15 protein-coding genes are annotated in these 15,946 nt (G+C 44.3%); 8 read left to right on the forward strand and 7 right to left on the reverse strand.

Features of this window, described 5'->3' with window-relative positions; genetic code table 11:
• The first annotated feature begins 6 nt into the window (after positions 1–6).
• Both deoB and HCJ66_RS03655 read left to right on the forward strand, forming a co-directional pair.
• A complete protein-coding gene (gene deoB, locus HCJ66_RS03650; RefSeq protein ID WP_425489605.1) occupies positions 7–1,188 on the forward strand; it encodes a phosphopentomutase in 1,182 nt (393 codons plus the stop codon).
• A gap of 20 nt (positions 1,189–1,208) precedes the next feature.
• A complete protein-coding gene (locus HCJ66_RS03655) occupies positions 1,209–2,510 on the forward strand; it encodes a pyrimidine-nucleoside phosphorylase (protein WP_187131934.1) in 1,302 nt (433 codons plus the stop codon).
• 272 nt (positions 2,511–2,782) lie between these two features.
• On the opposite strand, the gene HCJ66_RS03660 is transcribed toward HCJ66_RS03655, so the two are convergent.
• Entirely contained in the window at positions 2,783–3,247 is a 465-nt protein-coding gene (locus HCJ66_RS03660) for a DUF1877 family protein (protein ID WP_187131935.1), read from the reverse strand.
• Between the two features lie 242 nt (positions 3,248–3,489).
• Here HCJ66_RS03660 and HCJ66_RS03665 point away from each other — a divergent pair, with 242 nt between their 5' ends.
• Together HCJ66_RS03665 and HCJ66_RS03670 are read left to right on the forward strand one after the other, a co-directional pair.
• A complete protein-coding gene (locus tag HCJ66_RS03665) occupies positions 3,490–4,464 on the forward strand; it encodes an ABC transporter ATP-binding protein (protein WP_187131936.1) in 975 nt (324 codons plus the stop codon).
• The gene (locus tag HCJ66_RS03670) at positions 4,461–5,975 is read left to right on the forward strand and encodes an ABC transporter permease/substrate-binding protein (RefSeq protein WP_187131937.1); all 1,515 of its coding nucleotides are present in this window, start codon (positions 4,461–4,463) and stop codon (positions 5,973–5,975) included. The genes HCJ66_RS03665 and HCJ66_RS03670 overlap by 4 nt, the downstream gene beginning before the upstream one ends.
• Positions 5,976–6,351: 376 nt before the next feature.
• Here HCJ66_RS03670 and HCJ66_RS03675 read toward each other — a convergent pair whose 3' ends face one another.
• Positions 6,352–6,711: a Lin0512 family protein gene (locus HCJ66_RS03675; protein ID WP_187131938.1), complete on the reverse strand. Its 360-nt coding sequence runs from the start codon at positions 6,709–6,711 to the stop codon at positions 6,352–6,354.
• A 12-nt stretch (positions 6,712–6,723) separates the two neighbouring features.
• Positions 6,724–7,170: a MarR family winged helix-turn-helix transcriptional regulator gene (locus HCJ66_RS03680; RefSeq protein ID WP_187131939.1), complete on the reverse strand. Its 447-nt coding sequence runs from the start codon at positions 7,168–7,170 to the stop codon at positions 6,724–6,726.
• Positions 7,171–7,318: 148 nt separating this feature from the next.
• Here HCJ66_RS03680 and HCJ66_RS03685 point away from each other — a divergent pair, with 148 nt between their 5' ends.
• Positions 7,319–7,759, forward strand: a complete 441-nt coding sequence (locus HCJ66_RS03685; RefSeq protein ID WP_187131940.1) for a universal stress protein — start codon at positions 7,319–7,321, stop codon at positions 7,757–7,759.
• A 57-nt stretch (positions 7,760–7,816) separates the two neighbouring features.
• Here HCJ66_RS03685 and HCJ66_RS03690 read toward each other — a convergent pair whose 3' ends face one another.
• A complete protein-coding gene (locus tag HCJ66_RS03690; protein ID WP_187131941.1) occupies positions 7,817–9,073 on the reverse strand; it encodes a nucleoside permease in 1,257 nt (418 codons plus the stop codon).
• A 51-nt stretch (positions 9,074–9,124) separates the two neighbouring features.
• Positions 9,125–9,943 (reverse strand): purine-nucleoside phosphorylase, encoded by an 819-nt coding sequence (locus HCJ66_RS03695; protein WP_187131942.1) that lies wholly within the window; start codon positions 9,941–9,943, stop codon positions 9,125–9,127.
• A gap of 184 nt (positions 9,944–10,127) precedes the next feature.
• Between HCJ66_RS03695 and HCJ66_RS03700 the strand changes: the two genes are divergently transcribed.
• A complete protein-coding gene (locus tag HCJ66_RS03700) occupies positions 10,128–11,321 on the forward strand; it encodes an ROK family protein (protein WP_187131943.1) in 1,194 nt (397 codons plus the stop codon).
• Between the two features lie 35 nt (positions 11,322–11,356).
• On the opposite strand, the gene HCJ66_RS03705 is transcribed toward HCJ66_RS03700, so the two are convergent.
• Entirely contained in the window at positions 11,357–12,220 is an 864-nt protein-coding gene (locus HCJ66_RS03705) for an alpha/beta hydrolase (protein ID WP_187131944.1), read from the reverse strand.
• A 25-nt stretch (positions 12,221–12,245) separates the two neighbouring features.
• Complete coding sequence (locus HCJ66_RS03710) at positions 12,246–12,998, reverse strand: SIS domain-containing protein (RefSeq protein WP_181677655.1); 753 nt, start codon at positions 12,996–12,998, stop codon at positions 12,246–12,248.
• Positions 12,999–13,279: 281 nt separating this feature from the next.
• Here HCJ66_RS03710 and celB point away from each other — a divergent pair, with 281 nt between their 5' ends.
• Together celB and HCJ66_RS03720 are read left to right on the forward strand one after the other, a co-directional pair.
• Positions 13,280–14,623: a PTS cellobiose transporter subunit IIC gene (celB, locus tag HCJ66_RS03715; RefSeq protein ID WP_187131945.1), complete on the forward strand. Its 1,344-nt coding sequence runs from the start codon at positions 13,280–13,282 to the stop codon at positions 14,621–14,623.
• Positions 14,620–15,936: a 6-phospho-beta-glucosidase gene (locus HCJ66_RS03720; RefSeq protein WP_187131946.1), complete on the forward strand. Its 1,317-nt coding sequence runs from the start codon at positions 14,620–14,622 to the stop codon at positions 15,934–15,936. The genes celB and HCJ66_RS03720 overlap by 4 nt, the downstream gene beginning before the upstream one ends.
• Positions 15,937–15,946: the final 10 nt, after the last annotated feature.

Raw genomic sequence — 15,946 nt, forward strand, 5'->3', positions numbered from 1 at the left:
TTGAAAATGGCATTTAAAAGAATTCACGTTGTAGTTATGGACTCGGTGGGTATTGGGGAAGCGCCAGACGCGGCACAATTTGACGATTTTGACGTTGATACGTTAAGGCATATTGCACGCGAAAAAGGAGGGCTAAAAATGCCGAATATGGCGATGCTTGGTCTCTCTAATATTCGTGAAATCCAAGGCGTACCAGTGGCCGACAAACCACAAGCCTACTTCACAAAAATGCAAGAAACGTCCGCAGGCAAAGACACGATGACTGGACATTGGGAAATCATGGGGCTTTACATCGACACACCATTCCGCGTTTTTCCAGATGGATTCCCAGATGAACTTATCCAAAAAATTGAGGACTTCTCTGGTCGTAAAGTTATCGGGAATAAGCCGGCAAGTGGTACGGAAATCATGGAAGAGCTTGGCGAAGAACAGCTGGCGACAGGTGCTTTGATCGTTTATACATCCGCGGATTCCGTGTTGCAAATTGCTGCGAACGAAGAATTGATTCCACTCGAAGAATTGTATCGTATTTGTGAATATTGCCGCGAAATTACGCGTGATGAGCCTTACATGCTGGGTCGTATTATCGCCCGTCCTTTTGTTGGTAAAACAGCGAAAACGTTCGAACGTACGTCCAACCGTCACGATTACGCGCTAAAACCATTTGATAAAACGGTGATGGATCATTTGAAAGATGGCGGTCTAGACTCAATCGCACTCGGTAAAATCTCGGATATTTTTGATGATGAAGGCGTAACGAGATCGATTCGCACGAAGTCGAATATGGACGGCATGGATAAATTTATCGACCTTTTGACCGAAGATTTCCATGGTATGAGTTTCCTAAACTTGGTTGATTTTGATGCGTTATTTGGACACCGTCGCGACCCAATCGGTTATGGGGATGCGCTAGAAGCATTCGATGCGAGACTTCCAGAAGTGTTCGCGAACATGCAAGAAGACGATTTGCTACTTATCACAGCCGATCACGGAAACGACCCAACATACCGCGGCACCGACCACACACGCGAATACGTGCCACTTTTAGCTTATTCAAAACAATTCAAAGACGGCGGCAAAGAACTCGATTTGCGCAAAACATTCTCCGATTTAGGCGCAACTGTCGCAGATAATTTTAAAGTAAAAATGCCTGAGTACGGTACAAGCTTCCTAAACGACTTAAAATAAAAAAGGATTGGTGAACTAAAATGAGAATGGTAGACGTAATTTCGAAAAAGCGTGATGGCAAAGAGTTGACGACGGAAGAGATTCAATTCGTGGTCGATGGTTATACGGCTGGCAAGATTCCTGATTATCAAGTTAGTGCTCTGGCTATGGCGATTTTCTTTCAAGATATGACAGACCGTGAGCGCGCAGATTTAACGATGGCGATGGTCAATTCCGGCGAAACAATCGATTTGTCCGCGATTGAAGGCATCAAGGTAGATAAGCACTCGACTGGCGGTGTGGGCGACACGACGACGCTTGTATTGGCGCCACTTGTTGCAGCGCTTGACGTACCCGTTGCAAAAATGTCTGGACGCGGATTGGGCCACACGGGAGGCACGATTGATAAATTAGAGGCGATCAAAGGTTTCCACGTTGAAATCACGAAAGAGCAGTTCATCGATTTGGTGAACCGTGATAAAGTCGCGGTTATCGGTCAATCAGGGAACTTAACTCCTGCTGATAAAAAATTATATGCGTTACGCGATGTAACGGGTACGGTAAACTCGATTCCGCTAATTGCAAGTTCGATTATGAGTAAAAAAATTGCAGCAGGCGCCGACGCGATTGTATTGGATGTTAAAACGGGCGCCGGTGCGTTTATGAAAACAGACAAAGATGCGGAGAACTTGGCGCACGCGATGGTTCGAATTGGGAATAACGTTGGTCGTCAAACGATGGCTGTTATTTCCGACATGTCGCAACCACTTGGCTTTGCGATTGGAAACGCTTTGGAAGTACAAGAAGCCATTGATACGCTAAAAGGCGAAGGACCGGAAGATTTGACGGAATTAGTTTTAATTTTAGGAAGTCAAATGGTTGTTTTAGCTAAGAAAGCGAAGGATTTGGACGAAGCACGCGAAATGTTAAAAGAAGTGATGGCGAACGGAAAAGCTTTGGCGAAGTTCAAGGATTTCTTGAACAACCAAGGTGGCGACGGTTCGATTGTTGATGATCCAAGCAAATTACCGCAAGCGAAATTCAAAATCGATGTGCCAGCGAAAGAAAGCGGCGTTGTGTCTGAGATTGTGGCAGATGAGATTGGTATCGCCGCAATGCTTCTAGGAGCAGGACGCGCGACAAAAGAGGATGAAATCGACTTGGCAGTTGGCATTATGTTGCGTAAGAAAGTCGGGGATAAGGTGGCAGCAGGTGAGCCACTTGTGACGATTTACGCGAATAAGGAAGATGTGAAAGCTGTTGAGACGAAGATTTACGAGAATATTCGAGTGAGTGATAAGGCTGAGGCGCCGAAGTTGATTCATACGATTATTACGGAATAGTAGGCATGAAAAAGACCACCGATTGTAGTAGTTGAATCGGTGGTTTTTGTTGCGGCTCTTATGAAGCGTCGTGTGCTGAATTAGAGCCGCAATATGCATGAGAACAGAGTGGGCATGTAATCCATGTTCGGCGTTGTGACCTGCGCCTCCGGATCCGGCTTCAACAGCCAGCCTCTCGGAAATTTCGTGGCCTCCGCAAAAACCAAAAGAGGGTTTTCACTGCGCCCCCTAACAATTTCTGTCGAGGCTAAACGGGCTGTTTCAGCACTTCGTTACACCACATAAAATATAATACAATCATCACTCTGTGCAACTTTATTAAAAAATGTCCGCAAGGCTTGGAAGTTTATCCGTAGTTCTTTCTCTAGCTTATCCTTTTTTGTCCGCCAATTTATCCCGTATAAACCCGCTTTCTTCAGTTCTTTAAAGCTGTACGTCGCGACGAATTCTTCCACCGTGATGCTAAATAAGGCGTCTTTGGCCATGCGTACTTGCTCTGGGTAGATGAAATAGACGGTGGCTAAGGAATCGCGAATTTCATTTTCGATTTTAAGTGGAACAATATAGCCCCACGGAGATTTCCCGTTTTTGGTTTTCCCACAAAATATATAATGAATAATCTCCCAATATTCATCTAGTGACAGAAGCATCGGTAGTGTAAAAACGGACTCATCTCCCGCTTTTATTTCGCGCATTCCTGGCTCGTCAATATAATAATAGTACCCATGCAATCCCATTTTGTCATTCCCCTTTCAAGTTGTCCTTGTCTGTTTTTGTTGCTTGATAAAGAAGGCGATGATAGTTACTTCACTGTGATAGAGTTTATTATGCGCAATTTTAGTTGATTTGTCAACGAAATGCTTAACTGTGTAATTTTGTAGTCGATAGTGGTAGAATTAAGAACAAACGTTTCTAATTTTGAGAAGTAGGTAAAATAATAAACGTGTTTTAATGACAAGAATGGAAAGGGAAGTGACCCATGATACGCTTCGAAAATGTAACAAAACAATATCAAAATGGTGAACATGCCGTCAGAAATATCGATTTGAATATAAAAGATGGCGAGTTTTTCGTATTGATTGGACCGAGTGGTTGCGGTAAAACAACGACATTGAAAATGATAAATCGTCTCATTCCACTGACAACAGGCACCATTTATATCGATGAAAAGCGAATTAGTGATTATAATATTCATGAATTGCGCTGGAATATTGGCTACGTACTGCAACAAATTGCGCTTTTTCCACATATGACAATTGAGGAAAATATCGCGATTGTGCCCGAACTGAAGAAATGGGAGAAGGAAAAAATGCATGATCGGATTACCGAATTGCTGAACAGCGTTGGTTTGGACGCGGAAAGTTATCGGAACCGTAAACCGTCGGAACTCTCTGGTGGGGAACAGCAACGGGTTGGAGTCGTCCGCGCTTTAGCCGCTGATCCCGAAATCATTTTAATGGATGAACCGTTCAGCGCACTTGACCCGATTAGCCGTCAAAAGTTGCAACAAGACATGATCGTTTTACAGCGCCGAATCAAAAAAACCATCGTGTTCGTCACACATGACATGCAAGAAGCGCTCATGCTCGGCGACCGAATTTGTATTATGAAAGACGGTGAAGTCGTGCAATGCGACACGCCAAATGAAATTTTGCAAAATCCAGCGAATGAATTTGTGCAGAATTTCTTGGAGTCAGGCAACGTAAACAAACACGTATTGTCGTCTAAATTTACCGTGCAAGATATGATAGAACAAGGCTATTTCGAGGCACAAGCCATAGCTGGAGAAGCTGACTTCGCGGAACGTATCGCAGTGGAAGTATTACTACAACAATTGGCGAACCAGGCCTATGTATCCGTTGAAAAAGACGGCAAGCCAGTCGGAACCATCACACAGCAACACGTCATCCAATTCCTGGCGAAACAACTAGAAAGGGAGGCTGAGCGCGTATGAGTCAATTAATCGATACGTTTCAGGTGCGACAGGACGCTCTCTGGACCGCTTTAGTCCAACATATTGAATTATCCTTCGTATCGCTATTTATCGCCGTATTCATCTCTGTACCGCTTGGAATCTATCTAACGAGCCACAAGCGTGCAGCAGAACCAATCATCCAAGTGACCGCTATTTTACAAACAATTCCATCACTTGCCTTGCTCGGTTTACTTATTCCACTAGTCGGAATTGGCACAGTACCAGCGATTATCGCGCTTGTTATCTATGCCTTACTACCAATTTTGCGGAATACATATACTGGTATTAAAGAAATTGATCCAGTTTTGATGGAAGCCGCCGAAGCAATGGGAATGAACAAATGGAAAAAATTATATAAAGTCCAATTACCGCTTGCGATGCCAGTTATTATGGCCGGAATCCGCACAGCGATGGTCTTAATCATTGGAACCGCGACACTCGCAGCCCTCATCGGAGCCGGCGGACTAGGGGATCTAATTTTACTCGGAATCGACCGCAACGATAACAGCTTAATCTTACTCGGAGCTATTCCAGCAGCCTTACTTGCTATCCTGTTCGACGTCATTTTGCGCTATATGGAAAAAGCGACGTTTAAACGGACCCTCATCACGATCACCGGCGCACTCGTTATTACCGCAAGCATCATCATCGTGCCTTACTTCACTGGGCCACAAAAAGAGCTTGTTATAGCGGGGAAACTTGGCTCTGAACCTGAAATCTTAATCAATATGTACAAACAACTCATCGAAAATGACACCGACCTCAGTGTCACCGTCAAGCCGAATCTCGGTAAAACCAGCTTCGTTTACAATGCCTTAAAATCAGGCGACGTCGATATTTATCCAGAGTTCACAGGAACCGTGTTAGAAACATTCCTCAAAGAACCAGCGAAAAATCACGATCCAGAAGCCGTGTATGAACAAGCACGCGATGGTTTGGCAAAAGAGGAAAATATGGCATTCCTAAAACCGATGAAATACAACAATACGTATGCCGTCGCAGTTGCACCAGAATTTGCAAAAGCTTACAATCTGAAAACCATTTCCGATTTAAAAGCCGTGCAAAACTCCGTCAAAGCAGGATTCACGCTCGAATTTTCCGATCGCGACGACGGCTATAAAGGTCTGCAAAAACTATACGGCTTGAAATTCGACTCGCTAAAAACAATGGAGCCAAAACTACGCTATTCCGCTCTAAAAGCAGGCGATATCAATACATTGGACGCCTACTCCACAGACAGCGAAATCGCTCAATACAAGCTCAAAGTATTAAAAGACGACAAACAATTATTCCCGCCATATCAAGGCGCACCACTCATGCTCAAATCAACATTGAAAAAATACCCAGAATTGAAAGCACCACTAGAGAAGCTAGCCGGCAAAATCACCGACCAAGAAATGAGTGAAATGAACTACGAAGTCAACGTGAAAGGCAAATCAGCAGAAGAAGTAGCCAAAAACTACCTCGAAAAAGAAGGTTTGTTAAACTAAAAAAAGGAAGACGGAACGCCAGTCAAGATAAAAATCGCCCTACCCATATTTTGGGTAAGACGAAAATGAAGATTTACACAAATCGAGCGAAAGCGTTTGTATTCAGGGGATTTGGTGGAAGCCGGAGAGCTGCGCATACTGGTGTATGTGATGACTGAAAGCAGGGAGAGGGTAGTTTCCTCGACCATGCAAGAAGTTAAGCGTAGCAAGTATTGCGTAGCTGAACCATAGAGATGTACCGCGTCCTTATTCTAAATATCCTGAAGGAACGCCTATTCGCGATGCTCATAGGCATATTGGGGCTGTAACTCATTTCATTTCGAACAGCCCCAACAATGCGAGCGCTTGTCGCCGATTTATTTGGGTTATGTGCCTACTAAAATCCAGTTTCGACTGATGCATTTACAATATACATCAAATCATTCTTATCCGCTTTATCCGCTAGAAAAATCCCACTCGTCGTCAACATTCCACCTGGCATCGTTTCCACGGTGACCGTCCCATAAGGAATAATCGCGCGAATCGCTTCCTCATCAAGCAACTCCGCATCCGTCGGCAAAGCAAGTTTCACGTTAACCACCATATTATTCAAATCCTTACCCGGCAATAAATCCTCAATACCAGGCATCGAATTCGTAAAAATGGCATTTCTCACCGCCCGAATCGCGGCTTTCGTAATATCCTGGCCATGCACATCCACACCGAAACCAGTTTGGATAAACAATATTTTCTCCATCTCGTCACGCTCCTATTTAAAGAATGCTAATCCTGGTCGTTCCTGTGCATACTGCTCTAAAATATGCGTCCAAATCTTCCCATCCGGATCATCACTCGCCGATAAGGCAGCGGCCATCTGACGCCTTTGAGCCTCCCCAAGCTCAGCTTCAATCGCAGCCCCAGCCTCCGTCAAAAACACGCAACGCACACGCTTGTCCTTGGCAGATGGCTCCATCGTAATGTATCTCTTTTCCTTCAATTCTAACAACGGCTGATGCAGTGCTTGTTTCGAAACCTCGAGCAACGTCAACAACTCATTCATTTTAACACCCGGCGAACGCGCCACAAAAAATAAAATTCGGTGATGCGTTCGTGTAATGCCATACTTCCCAATGAGCCGATCCGCTGTTTCAACAAAAGTCTTGTAAGCAAAATAAAATAGAGCGATCTGTTGATTTAATCGATCCTCTTTATCCATAATGTATCCCCTTTTTACTAAAATATAAATTCAGTATAGCACAGATTACGCAAAGTAGGAATACACGAAATGGCATAATACAACATCTCAAAGCTATGCATAAAAGTAGTCATTTAAGGGTACTAAAATAGTGAAGGAGTGGATGATGATGGGAAATAAATATCAACGTATATTAGTAGCCTTAGATGGGTCAACACAAGCCGAAATCGCCTTTTTAAAAGCCGTAGAACTTGCCAAAGCAACAGATTCAGAACTTGGAATTGCTAGCATTGTAGACATCCGGTCATTCTCACCGAATATATCCTATGATGGTGGACTAGAAAAGGCAGCACACGAAGAATCGACTGCCAGACTCGCCGAATACAAGAAGCTAGCAGAAGAAGCTGGGCTCAAGCAAGTACACACATTCCTAGAAGTCGGGAATCCAAAAACATTACTCGCCCGCGATATTCCCGCCGAATTTGACGCCGATGTTCTAATATGTGGCGCAACAGGCCTCAACCGCATTGAAAAAATCGTGCTGGGAAGCGTCTCCGCATACGTACTACAACACGCCATATGCGACGTCCTAATCGTTCGCGAGAAGTAAAAAAAGCATGATACCAGCTAGCTCCCAATTTTGAGCTACTGATATCATGCTTTTTTATTAATGCGTAATCTCTAAATCTTTCATTTTCTCAGGTTCATGTTTGTAGTGGAAGGTAAATTTGAAAACAATCGCCAGAATCAGCGTATAGGCTGCGAAAATCAGCCAGATCGTTTGCCAATCTTTTACGCCATCAATCGTGTAGTAATCGACAACCATGCCGCTCAAAATCGCACCAACATAAGCACCGACACCATTTACCATCGTCATAAACAAGCCTTGCGCACTTGCTCGAATATCCTTACTCACTTCTTGCTCCACGAAAATCGCGCCAGAAATGTTGAAGAAATCAAATGCACAGCCGTAAACAATCATCGAAAGTAGTAACAATACTGTACCAAACGGAGATGGATCACCAAAAGCGAACAGGCCAAAGCGCAATGTCCACGCAAGCATGCTGACCAACATTACCGTTTTGATGCCGTAGCGTTTCAAGAAGAACGGAATCGCCAAGATAAACACGACTTCCGCCATTTGTGAGACGGACAATAGAATCGATGGGTATTTCACGACCAAGCTATCTGCAAACGCCGGATCTAAGCCGAAGTCATGCAAGAACGGGTTACCAAAAGTATTCGTGATTTGTAAAACTGCACCAAGCAACATCGCAAATAGGAAAAATATCGCCATTTTTGGCTTCTTAAAAAGAACGAAAGCATTCAAACCAAGCATGCTGACCCAGCCTTGATTTTTCTTTTTGTTCGTCGTCGGAATCGTAGGCATCGTCAGAGAATAAAGCGCGAGTAGGAGAGACGCGCCAGCCGCGATATAAAGCTGGATATTACTAAGCTCAAGCCCCGCAAAACTGATTGTCCACATCGCGATAATAAAGCCAACCGTTCCAAAAACACGAATTGGCGGGAAATTGGTCACCGTATCCAGCCCAGCCTTCTCTAAGCAATAGTAGGAAACCGTGTTAGATAGTGCTAGCGTAGGCATGAAGAACATCGCGTTCACCAGCATCACCCAGAACATCACGGTTGGATCCGACACAGATGCCGCATAAAACAGCGCCCCCGCACAGATAACATGGCAAGCGGTGTACAAGTAATTCGCCTTAATCCATTTATCCGCAACAATCCCCATCAAGGTAGGCATAATCACAGCCGCGATCCCTTTAGAACTATAGACAATTCCGACCTCAACACCCGAAAATCCAAGCGTGTTAATCATATAAGAACCGAGCGTAATCAGCCAGCTCCCCCAAATAAAGTACTGCAAAAATGACATAAAGCGAAGACGCGTTTTAATCCCCATGATGTTCTCCCTTCAAAAACTTATTTTCAATATGATAAAAAGAAACCGTGATTAGAAACGAGCAACAACTTCGGCAACTAATTTCAAGAAAGTAGCTTTCACACGTTCGGCTGTCTCAATAACTTCATCGTGACTAAGCGGCTGGTCCAAAATACCACAAGCCATGTTCGTCAAACAAGAAATACCAACCGTTTCAATACCAGCATGACGGGCAATCAAAGCTTCTGGAACCGTCGACATACCAACTGCATCCGCGCCAAAACCACGAATCATCCGAATTTCTGCCGGTGTTTCATATGTTGGACCAGTCCACCAAGCATAAACTCCCTCACGCAAAGTCACGTTTTGATCCGAGGCCACGTCTTTTACAATCCCGCGTAACCGCTTACTGTACACTTCTGACACATCTAAGAAACGCACGCCAAGCTCCGGATTATTCGGTCCCATCAATGGGTTGTTCGCCGTCAAATTAATATGATCCGTAATCAACATCAAATCACCAGGATTAAAGTCGGTATTCACTGCGCCACAAGCATTCGTAATAATCAATTTCTCCACGCCAAGCGCTTTCATAACACGAACTGGGAAAGTCACTTCATCAAGCGGGAATCCTTCGTAATAGTGGAATCTACCTTTCATTGCGACGATATTTTTGCCGCCTATTTGACCGATAACAAGTTCGTTCGCATGGCCAACCGCAGCGGATTTCGCAAAATGTGGGATATCATTGTATGGAATGTGTATCGCATCTTCAATTGTGTCGGCAAATGGTCCAAGTCCAGATCCTAAAATAATACCGATTGTTGGTTTAACCGCTGTCAATTGTTCAATATAGCTTAGAGCCTCGTTAATTTGTTCTGTTTTATGCATTATTATTTCCTCCTCGAAATCATTTGGCATTTACAAAATGATATTGTAAAGCGCTTTCAGTGTAATCTTAACATGAATGAAACGGAAAGTAAATAACTTTTTTTCATTATGATAAAAAGAGTTGGAAATTGCTTTTTTGTTAGGTATTTGATACATTTTTACTATATAGAGGGGGGTCGTGGCCGTGGAAAGCAATATGTTGGAGGCGTTCCGGACAACGCAGAATTCAAAAATTAAAAAGTTAAAAATTTTATATAATTTGATACGAAAGCACGCGTCCATCACGGTGGAAGAGCTACTTGCCGAGACAGGAATGAAGCCTGCTACGTGTGCGCGCTTGCTTGATGAACTGAGTAAAAATGACTTGATTAATAGCGGGGAATTAGGTGCCTCAACAGGAGGAAGAAAACCGATTCTATACCGCATTAATCCCGAAAAAGCGTATTTGATAGGCATCGAAGTCACGAATATTTATTCTACGATTGTACTTTCTGACCTCAATTTGAAAGAGATTGGACATAAGAAAATCAAGATGGGTGCGCCGGCTTCGATTTACAGAACGCTCGATATGTTTGTGGAGCAGTTGCTGGATTTGCTGAGCGAGCATGAAAAGCAGATCGCGGAAATTCTGGGGATTGGCATTTCTATCGATGACTTATTCGATCAAGTGAATCAGAACACGGATGTGACGCCGAGTGATATTGAGCATTATTTAGCGGCTAAAATCCCGACATATATCATGGTTGGAAGTGGCGTTAATTTTGCGGCGCTCGCAGAATATCGCGTCCATTATTGGCAGACGAGCGACCGTTTTTTATTGACGACATGCGATATTGAAATTCGTAGTGCGGAGATTGTCGCAGGCGTCGTGATATCGGGAAGTGACGGAATGACGAATGCATTTGGACATACGATTATCGACACGAATGGTTCGCGCTGTTATTGCGGCTCTTACGGTTGCCTTCATACGTACAGTTCTTTGCCGGCGATTAAGGCTAAAATACAGCATGATTTAAAACAAGGGAAGGCGTCGATGCTGACGGATCTAGTAGAAAATCCAGATGAAATCGATTACTTCACGATTTTCCAGGCGTTAGAACAGGATGATCCGATGTGCCATGAAATTCTGAAAAATGCGGCTTACTATTATGGTATTGCTTTATCGAATTTAATCCTAACGACGCAACCCGACACCGTTGTCTGTGGCGGAACCTTGGTCCCAAAAGGCACGTTTTTCGAGGACGTCAAAAGAACTGTAGAAGAACGATTGAAAGCTTTTCCAAAAATAAAAACAACAATCCATCCAGCAAAAGAGTCATATGAAATTGTGGCTCAAGGCGCAGGGGGTATGGTTTTAGAGAGGTTTTTAAATAACTAGAAAAATGGCGCTGCATCTGAGACAGCGCCATTTTTCTAGTTATGGGCAAGTTCGATTTCTTTTTTATCCCCCTTGTACGTATACAAAAACCAGGCGACTTTTTCCTGGATATCCGGGTTGGCAAACATCGTTCGGTGGTCATATTCCGCCCCTTTATAATAGCTTTCCAAGTAAACCTTAGCGGTATCTTTAAAAATAAGACGCGATCCCAGAGCACTCAAAACCGGGACAATATCGTCGGAAAGACTGCCATCATCAATATCGCCAGCAATCGATAAAACGAGCAAATTAGAATCAATTTTACCGCGATTATCCTTATAGGCTTTCAAAAGAGGCGTCGTCACAGGAACATCGGTAAATGCCAAATCCCCGTCATTATCCTCCTCATCCAAATCATTATACGGCGCACCAATCGCGACCAAACGCTCGAGTGTCGGCATCGTCTTGGCATATTTTTGAGAATAAGTGGATAAGACAAGCCCACCATTCGAATGTCCAACACCATCAAATCTAGCAAAATGATAACGTTTTTCTAGATCCTGCATGGCGATTCGAAGCCAATCCGTCTGCTGCTCAATGGTCGCATCGATACTATCCTCAAATCCAATTTGAACGATGGGATGTTTGGCATTTTTAGTAAACACGCCATGATAGCTGATCTCGCCATCTGTCCCAATCTCGAGTTTGATCCGCTCATTGGAAAGCTGATAATCATCGATAAACGTATCGCTGAAGCCATCAAACGTATCGACGCTACCACCAGTCCCATGAACAAGAACTAGGGCAGTTTCCCCAGAGAGATTTGGCAAATTTTCGATTTCTTTTTCCGAGATTTTGGAATGACCGCATCCCGCCAAAACGAGAAGAAGAAATCCAATGCCGAGTATCCATTTTTTCATGTGGGTAAATCCTTTCTTTAGCGTGTTATTTGGCCTCACTATCCAGTTTGCGCCTAATTTCCCGCGCGATACATTCTACCGTATATAGAGCAGGGAGTTGAGATGTAATATCAGCCCCTTGATATGTTTCGCGATGAATATAGTATGGAATATTAACGTCGGAAAGTCGCGCCACCGTTGATTTTTCGCTATTTGTGATCGAAAGAATTTTGCATTGGTGGGCGTTTATATGTTGAATATATTTAATGACTTCACTCGTTTCGCCGGAGACCGAGACCGCGATGATGCACAGTTTCCCAGAAAGCCCTTTAGAAAGGTGATTAAACGGGTGATTCAGCGGGTCCTCGATGTGTAAAGCCAGCGTAAATAACGAGGAAAAATACAGCGCGCCATATTCCGCGACAATGCCCGATGAGCCGACGCCGACAAATAAAACTAGCTCAGCATCTTTCAACAATTCGGCAGCTTGCGCAATCCGCGACTTAAATTCCGCCTGTGATGTCCGTTTTAAAAAATCAATATATGTCGTTTCATCCGCCAAGTCGACCTGCGTAGCACTGGCTTGTTCCGCATACATCCGCAAACGCACCCGAAACTCCGAAAAACCACTACATTCAAACTTACGGCAAAATCGTAAAATCGTCGCTGTACTAACATGTGTCGCATCCGCTAAATCACGAATTCGCATCAAACTAACTTTATCCAAATTGGCAGTGACATACTTATAAATCATCATGTCCACATCGCTCAATTCAGGCGTCTTATCCAAAAATAGCACAACGTTTCGACCTCCTCTAGAAATCAACCTATATCAAAAGTCTAGCATATAACATCTTGCGTTACAACCTGTTACTTTTACGACACAAATTTCATCTTTGCAAACGCTTTTCTAAATAGTTTCACGCTATATCAATTCGAACTAGTAGCATCTATAATAAAGACAAGAAAGCGCTATCTTTGTTGAGGTCCTTTGAAGGAAACGAATTAGGGCCTCAATATGCAGAGGAACGAAGTGAGTCTGTAGTCATTTCAATTTTAAAAAGGTGAGGAGAAAAGACAATGAATAAGTTTTACGCATTTTTGGAAAATCGTTTGGCGCCAGTCGCAGCAAAATTATCGGCGCAACGACATTTAGCATCGGTTCGTGACGGTATCATGCTAGCCATGCCATTTTTAATTATTGGGTCTGTTTTTATGATTATTCAATACTTACCGATTCCAGGTTACGAAGATTTTATGGCGAACATTTTTGGTTCCCAGTGGCAAGTGAAACTCGGTTATCCCGTCGAAGCCTCCTATAATATTATGGCGATTTTAGCCTGTTTTGGCGTCGCTTACCGACTTGCCGAGAAATATAAAACCGCCGATCCATTGATGAGCGGAGCGGTCGCCCTTGTTAGTTTTATCCTAACGATTCCGCAAATCACGTCTTTCACACCAGAAGGTAGCAAAACGGCGTACGATGTTGGCGGTGTCATCCCAACGATTCTTACCGGAAGTCAAGGTCTGTTCGTCGCAATCGTCGTCGCCCTTGGTGCCACAGAGATTTTTCGCGTTATTTTTGAGAAAAATTGGGTCATCAAAATGCCAGATGGTGTTCCTGAAGCCGTCGGAAAATCGTTTATTGCCCTGATTCCAGGATTTATCACGATTACAACCGTCTGGATTTTACGTCTACTCATTGAATTAACACCATTTTCAAGTATCAATGAAATTATTTCGACAGTCATCGGTATCCCTATGCATTACATCGGCAGTACGCTACCTGGCATGATTGTAACCGTTATCATCATTGCGTTGCTTTGGAGCATTGGGCTGCACGGCGATGCTATCATCGGTGCCTTCACAAATCCCGTTTGGCTCGCCAACATGGACGAAAACCGCGCTGCATTCCAAGCCGGCAAGGAATTACCGAATGTTGTCACGCAACAATTTTACGAATTATGGATCGTACCCGGCGGAACTGGCGCCTTGCTTGGCCTCGTAATCCTGCTATTCTGGCGCGCGAAAAGTAAGCAAATGAAGCAACTTGCCAAAATTTCTGGACCAGCGAGCGTATTCAATATTAGCGAACCAATCGTATTCGGTGTCCCGATCGTTTTGAATCCGTATTTCATCATTCCATTCGTGCTCACGCCAGTACTACTCGTGATTATGACCTATTTCGGCATGGAATCCGGCCTTGTCGCAAAACCAGCCGGCATCGCGCTTCCGTGGACCACACCGCCAATCATCAGCGGTTTCCTAGCAACCGGCGGCAAAATCTCTGGCTCCATCATGCAAATCATCAATATCCTCGTCGCCATGCTCATCTACTGGCCGTTTTTCAAAGTCTGGGATGCGCAAAAATATAAAGAAGAACAAGCTTTAACAAATGAAGAAGTTGGGAGTCCTAAAGCATGAAAAAAGCATTGAAAATCGCAACAATCGGTGGTGGCTCAAGCTACACACCCGAACTAATCGAAGGCTTCATCAACCGCTACGACGAATTACCAATCAGCGAACTATGGCTCGTTGACGTGGAAGAAGGCCGTGAAAAACTAGAAATCGTGGGCGCATTGGCAAAACGCATGGTTGAAAAAGCCGGCGTTCCAATCCAGATTCACCTCACGATGGACCGCGAAGCCGCGTTAAAAGACGCCGATTTCGTCACGACGCAGTTTCGCGTTGGGCGTCTCGAAGCCCGGATGTTAGACGAAAGCATTCCACTAAAATACGACGTTATCGGTCAAGAAACAAACGGCCCCGGCGGACTTTTCAAAGGATTGCGGACGATTCCAGTTATCCTCGACATTTGCCGTGACATCGAGCGACTTTGTCCAGATGCCTGGCTCGTCAATTTCACCAATCCAGCTGGAATGGTCACCGAAGCCGTATTGCGCTACAGCAATATCACGAAAGTCGTCGGGTTATGCAACGGCCCAATCGGCATCAAAAAAGGTATTGCCAAAGAACTCGGCGTCGACACATCCCGCATCTATGTCGAATTTGCAGGCCTTAACCACATGGTCTTCGCAAAAAACGTCTATCTTGATGGCAAAAATGTCACATCCACCGTCATGGAAAAAATGACAAAAAATGAAGATGGCATCTCCCTGAAAAATATTGCAGACGTCGGCTGGGACCCACTATTCCTAAACACGCTCGGCATGGTCCCAATCGGCTATCTGCGCTATTATTACCAAACTTCCATCATGCTCGCCGAACAAAAAGCCGCCGTTGCTAAAGAAGGAACGCGAGCAGAAGTAGTGAAACGCGTCGAGACCGAACTTTTCGAGCTATATAAGAATCTTGATTTGGCCGAAAAACCAAAGCAACTCGAACAACGCGGAGGAGCCTATTACAGTGAAGCCGCTTGCAATTTAATCCATTCCATTTATAATGATAAGCGAGACATCCAAACCGTCAATACACGTAACAATGGCGCGGTCGCAGGCATTGATCCAGATTCCGCCGTCGAAGTAAACTGCGTGATTACGCGTCAAGGCCCAATCCCATTAACCACCGGGCCCCTTCCAATTGCGGTAAACGGTCTCGTCCAGTCCATCAAGTCTTTCGAGCGACTGGCCGCAGAAGCCGCAGTGACAGGCGATTACAACACAGCACTACTCGCGATGACCATCAATCCACTCGTGCCAAGCGACGCAATTGCGCACCAACTTTTAGATGAGCTACTTGAGGCGCATCAAGCCTATTTACCACAATTCAATAAATAAAGAGAGGAAG

This window comes from Paenilisteria portnoyi (genome assembly GCF_014322795.1).
In the GTDB taxonomy this organism is placed as follows: domain Bacteria; phylum Bacillota; class Bacilli; order Lactobacillales; family Listeriaceae; genus Listeria_A; species Listeria_A portnoyi.

Excerpts from the sequence above, each read along its gene's own strand:
- deoB (WP_425489605.1), top strand. The coding sequence starts at position 7 with ATGGCATTTAAAAGAATTCACGTTGTAGTTATGGACTCGGTGGGTATT.
- HCJ66_RS03680 (WP_187131939.1), bottom strand. The coding sequence starts at position 7,170 with ATGGATAAAGAGGATCGATTAAATCAACAGATCGCTCTATTTTATTTT.
- HCJ66_RS03685 (WP_187131940.1), top strand. The coding sequence starts at position 7,319 with ATGGGAAATAAATATCAACGTATATTAGTAGCCTTAGATGGGTCAACA.
- HCJ66_RS03665 (WP_187131936.1), top strand. The coding sequence starts at position 3,490 with ATGATACGCTTCGAAAATGTAACAAAACAATATCAAAATGGTGAACAT.
- HCJ66_RS03690 (WP_187131941.1), bottom strand. The coding sequence starts at position 9,073 with ATGGGGATTAAAACGCGTCTTCGCTTTATGTCATTTTTGCAGTACTTT.
- HCJ66_RS03695 (WP_187131942.1), bottom strand. The coding sequence starts at position 9,943 with ATGCATAAAACAGAACAAATTAACGAGGCTCTAAGCTATATTGAACAA.
- HCJ66_RS03675 (WP_187131938.1), bottom strand. The coding sequence starts at position 6,711 with ATGGAGAAAATATTGTTTATCCAAACTGGTTTCGGTGTGGATGTGCAT.
- HCJ66_RS03705 (WP_187131944.1), bottom strand. The coding sequence starts at position 12,220 with ATGAAAAAATGGATACTCGGCATTGGATTTCTTCTTCTCGTTTTGGCG.
- HCJ66_RS03720 (WP_187131946.1), top strand. The coding sequence starts at position 14,620 with ATGAAAAAAGCATTGAAAATCGCAACAATCGGTGGTGGCTCAAGCTAC.
- celB (WP_187131945.1), top strand. The coding sequence starts at position 13,280 with ATGAATAAGTTTTACGCATTTTTGGAAAATCGTTTGGCGCCAGTCGCA.
- HCJ66_RS03655 (WP_187131934.1), top strand. The coding sequence starts at position 1,209 with ATGAGAATGGTAGACGTAATTTCGAAAAAGCGTGATGGCAAAGAGTTG.
- HCJ66_RS03660 (WP_187131935.1), bottom strand. The coding sequence starts at position 3,247 with ATGGGATTGCATGGGTACTATTATTATATTGACGAGCCAGGAATGCGC.
- HCJ66_RS03670 (WP_187131937.1), top strand. The coding sequence starts at position 4,461 with ATGAGTCAATTAATCGATACGTTTCAGGTGCGACAGGACGCTCTCTGG.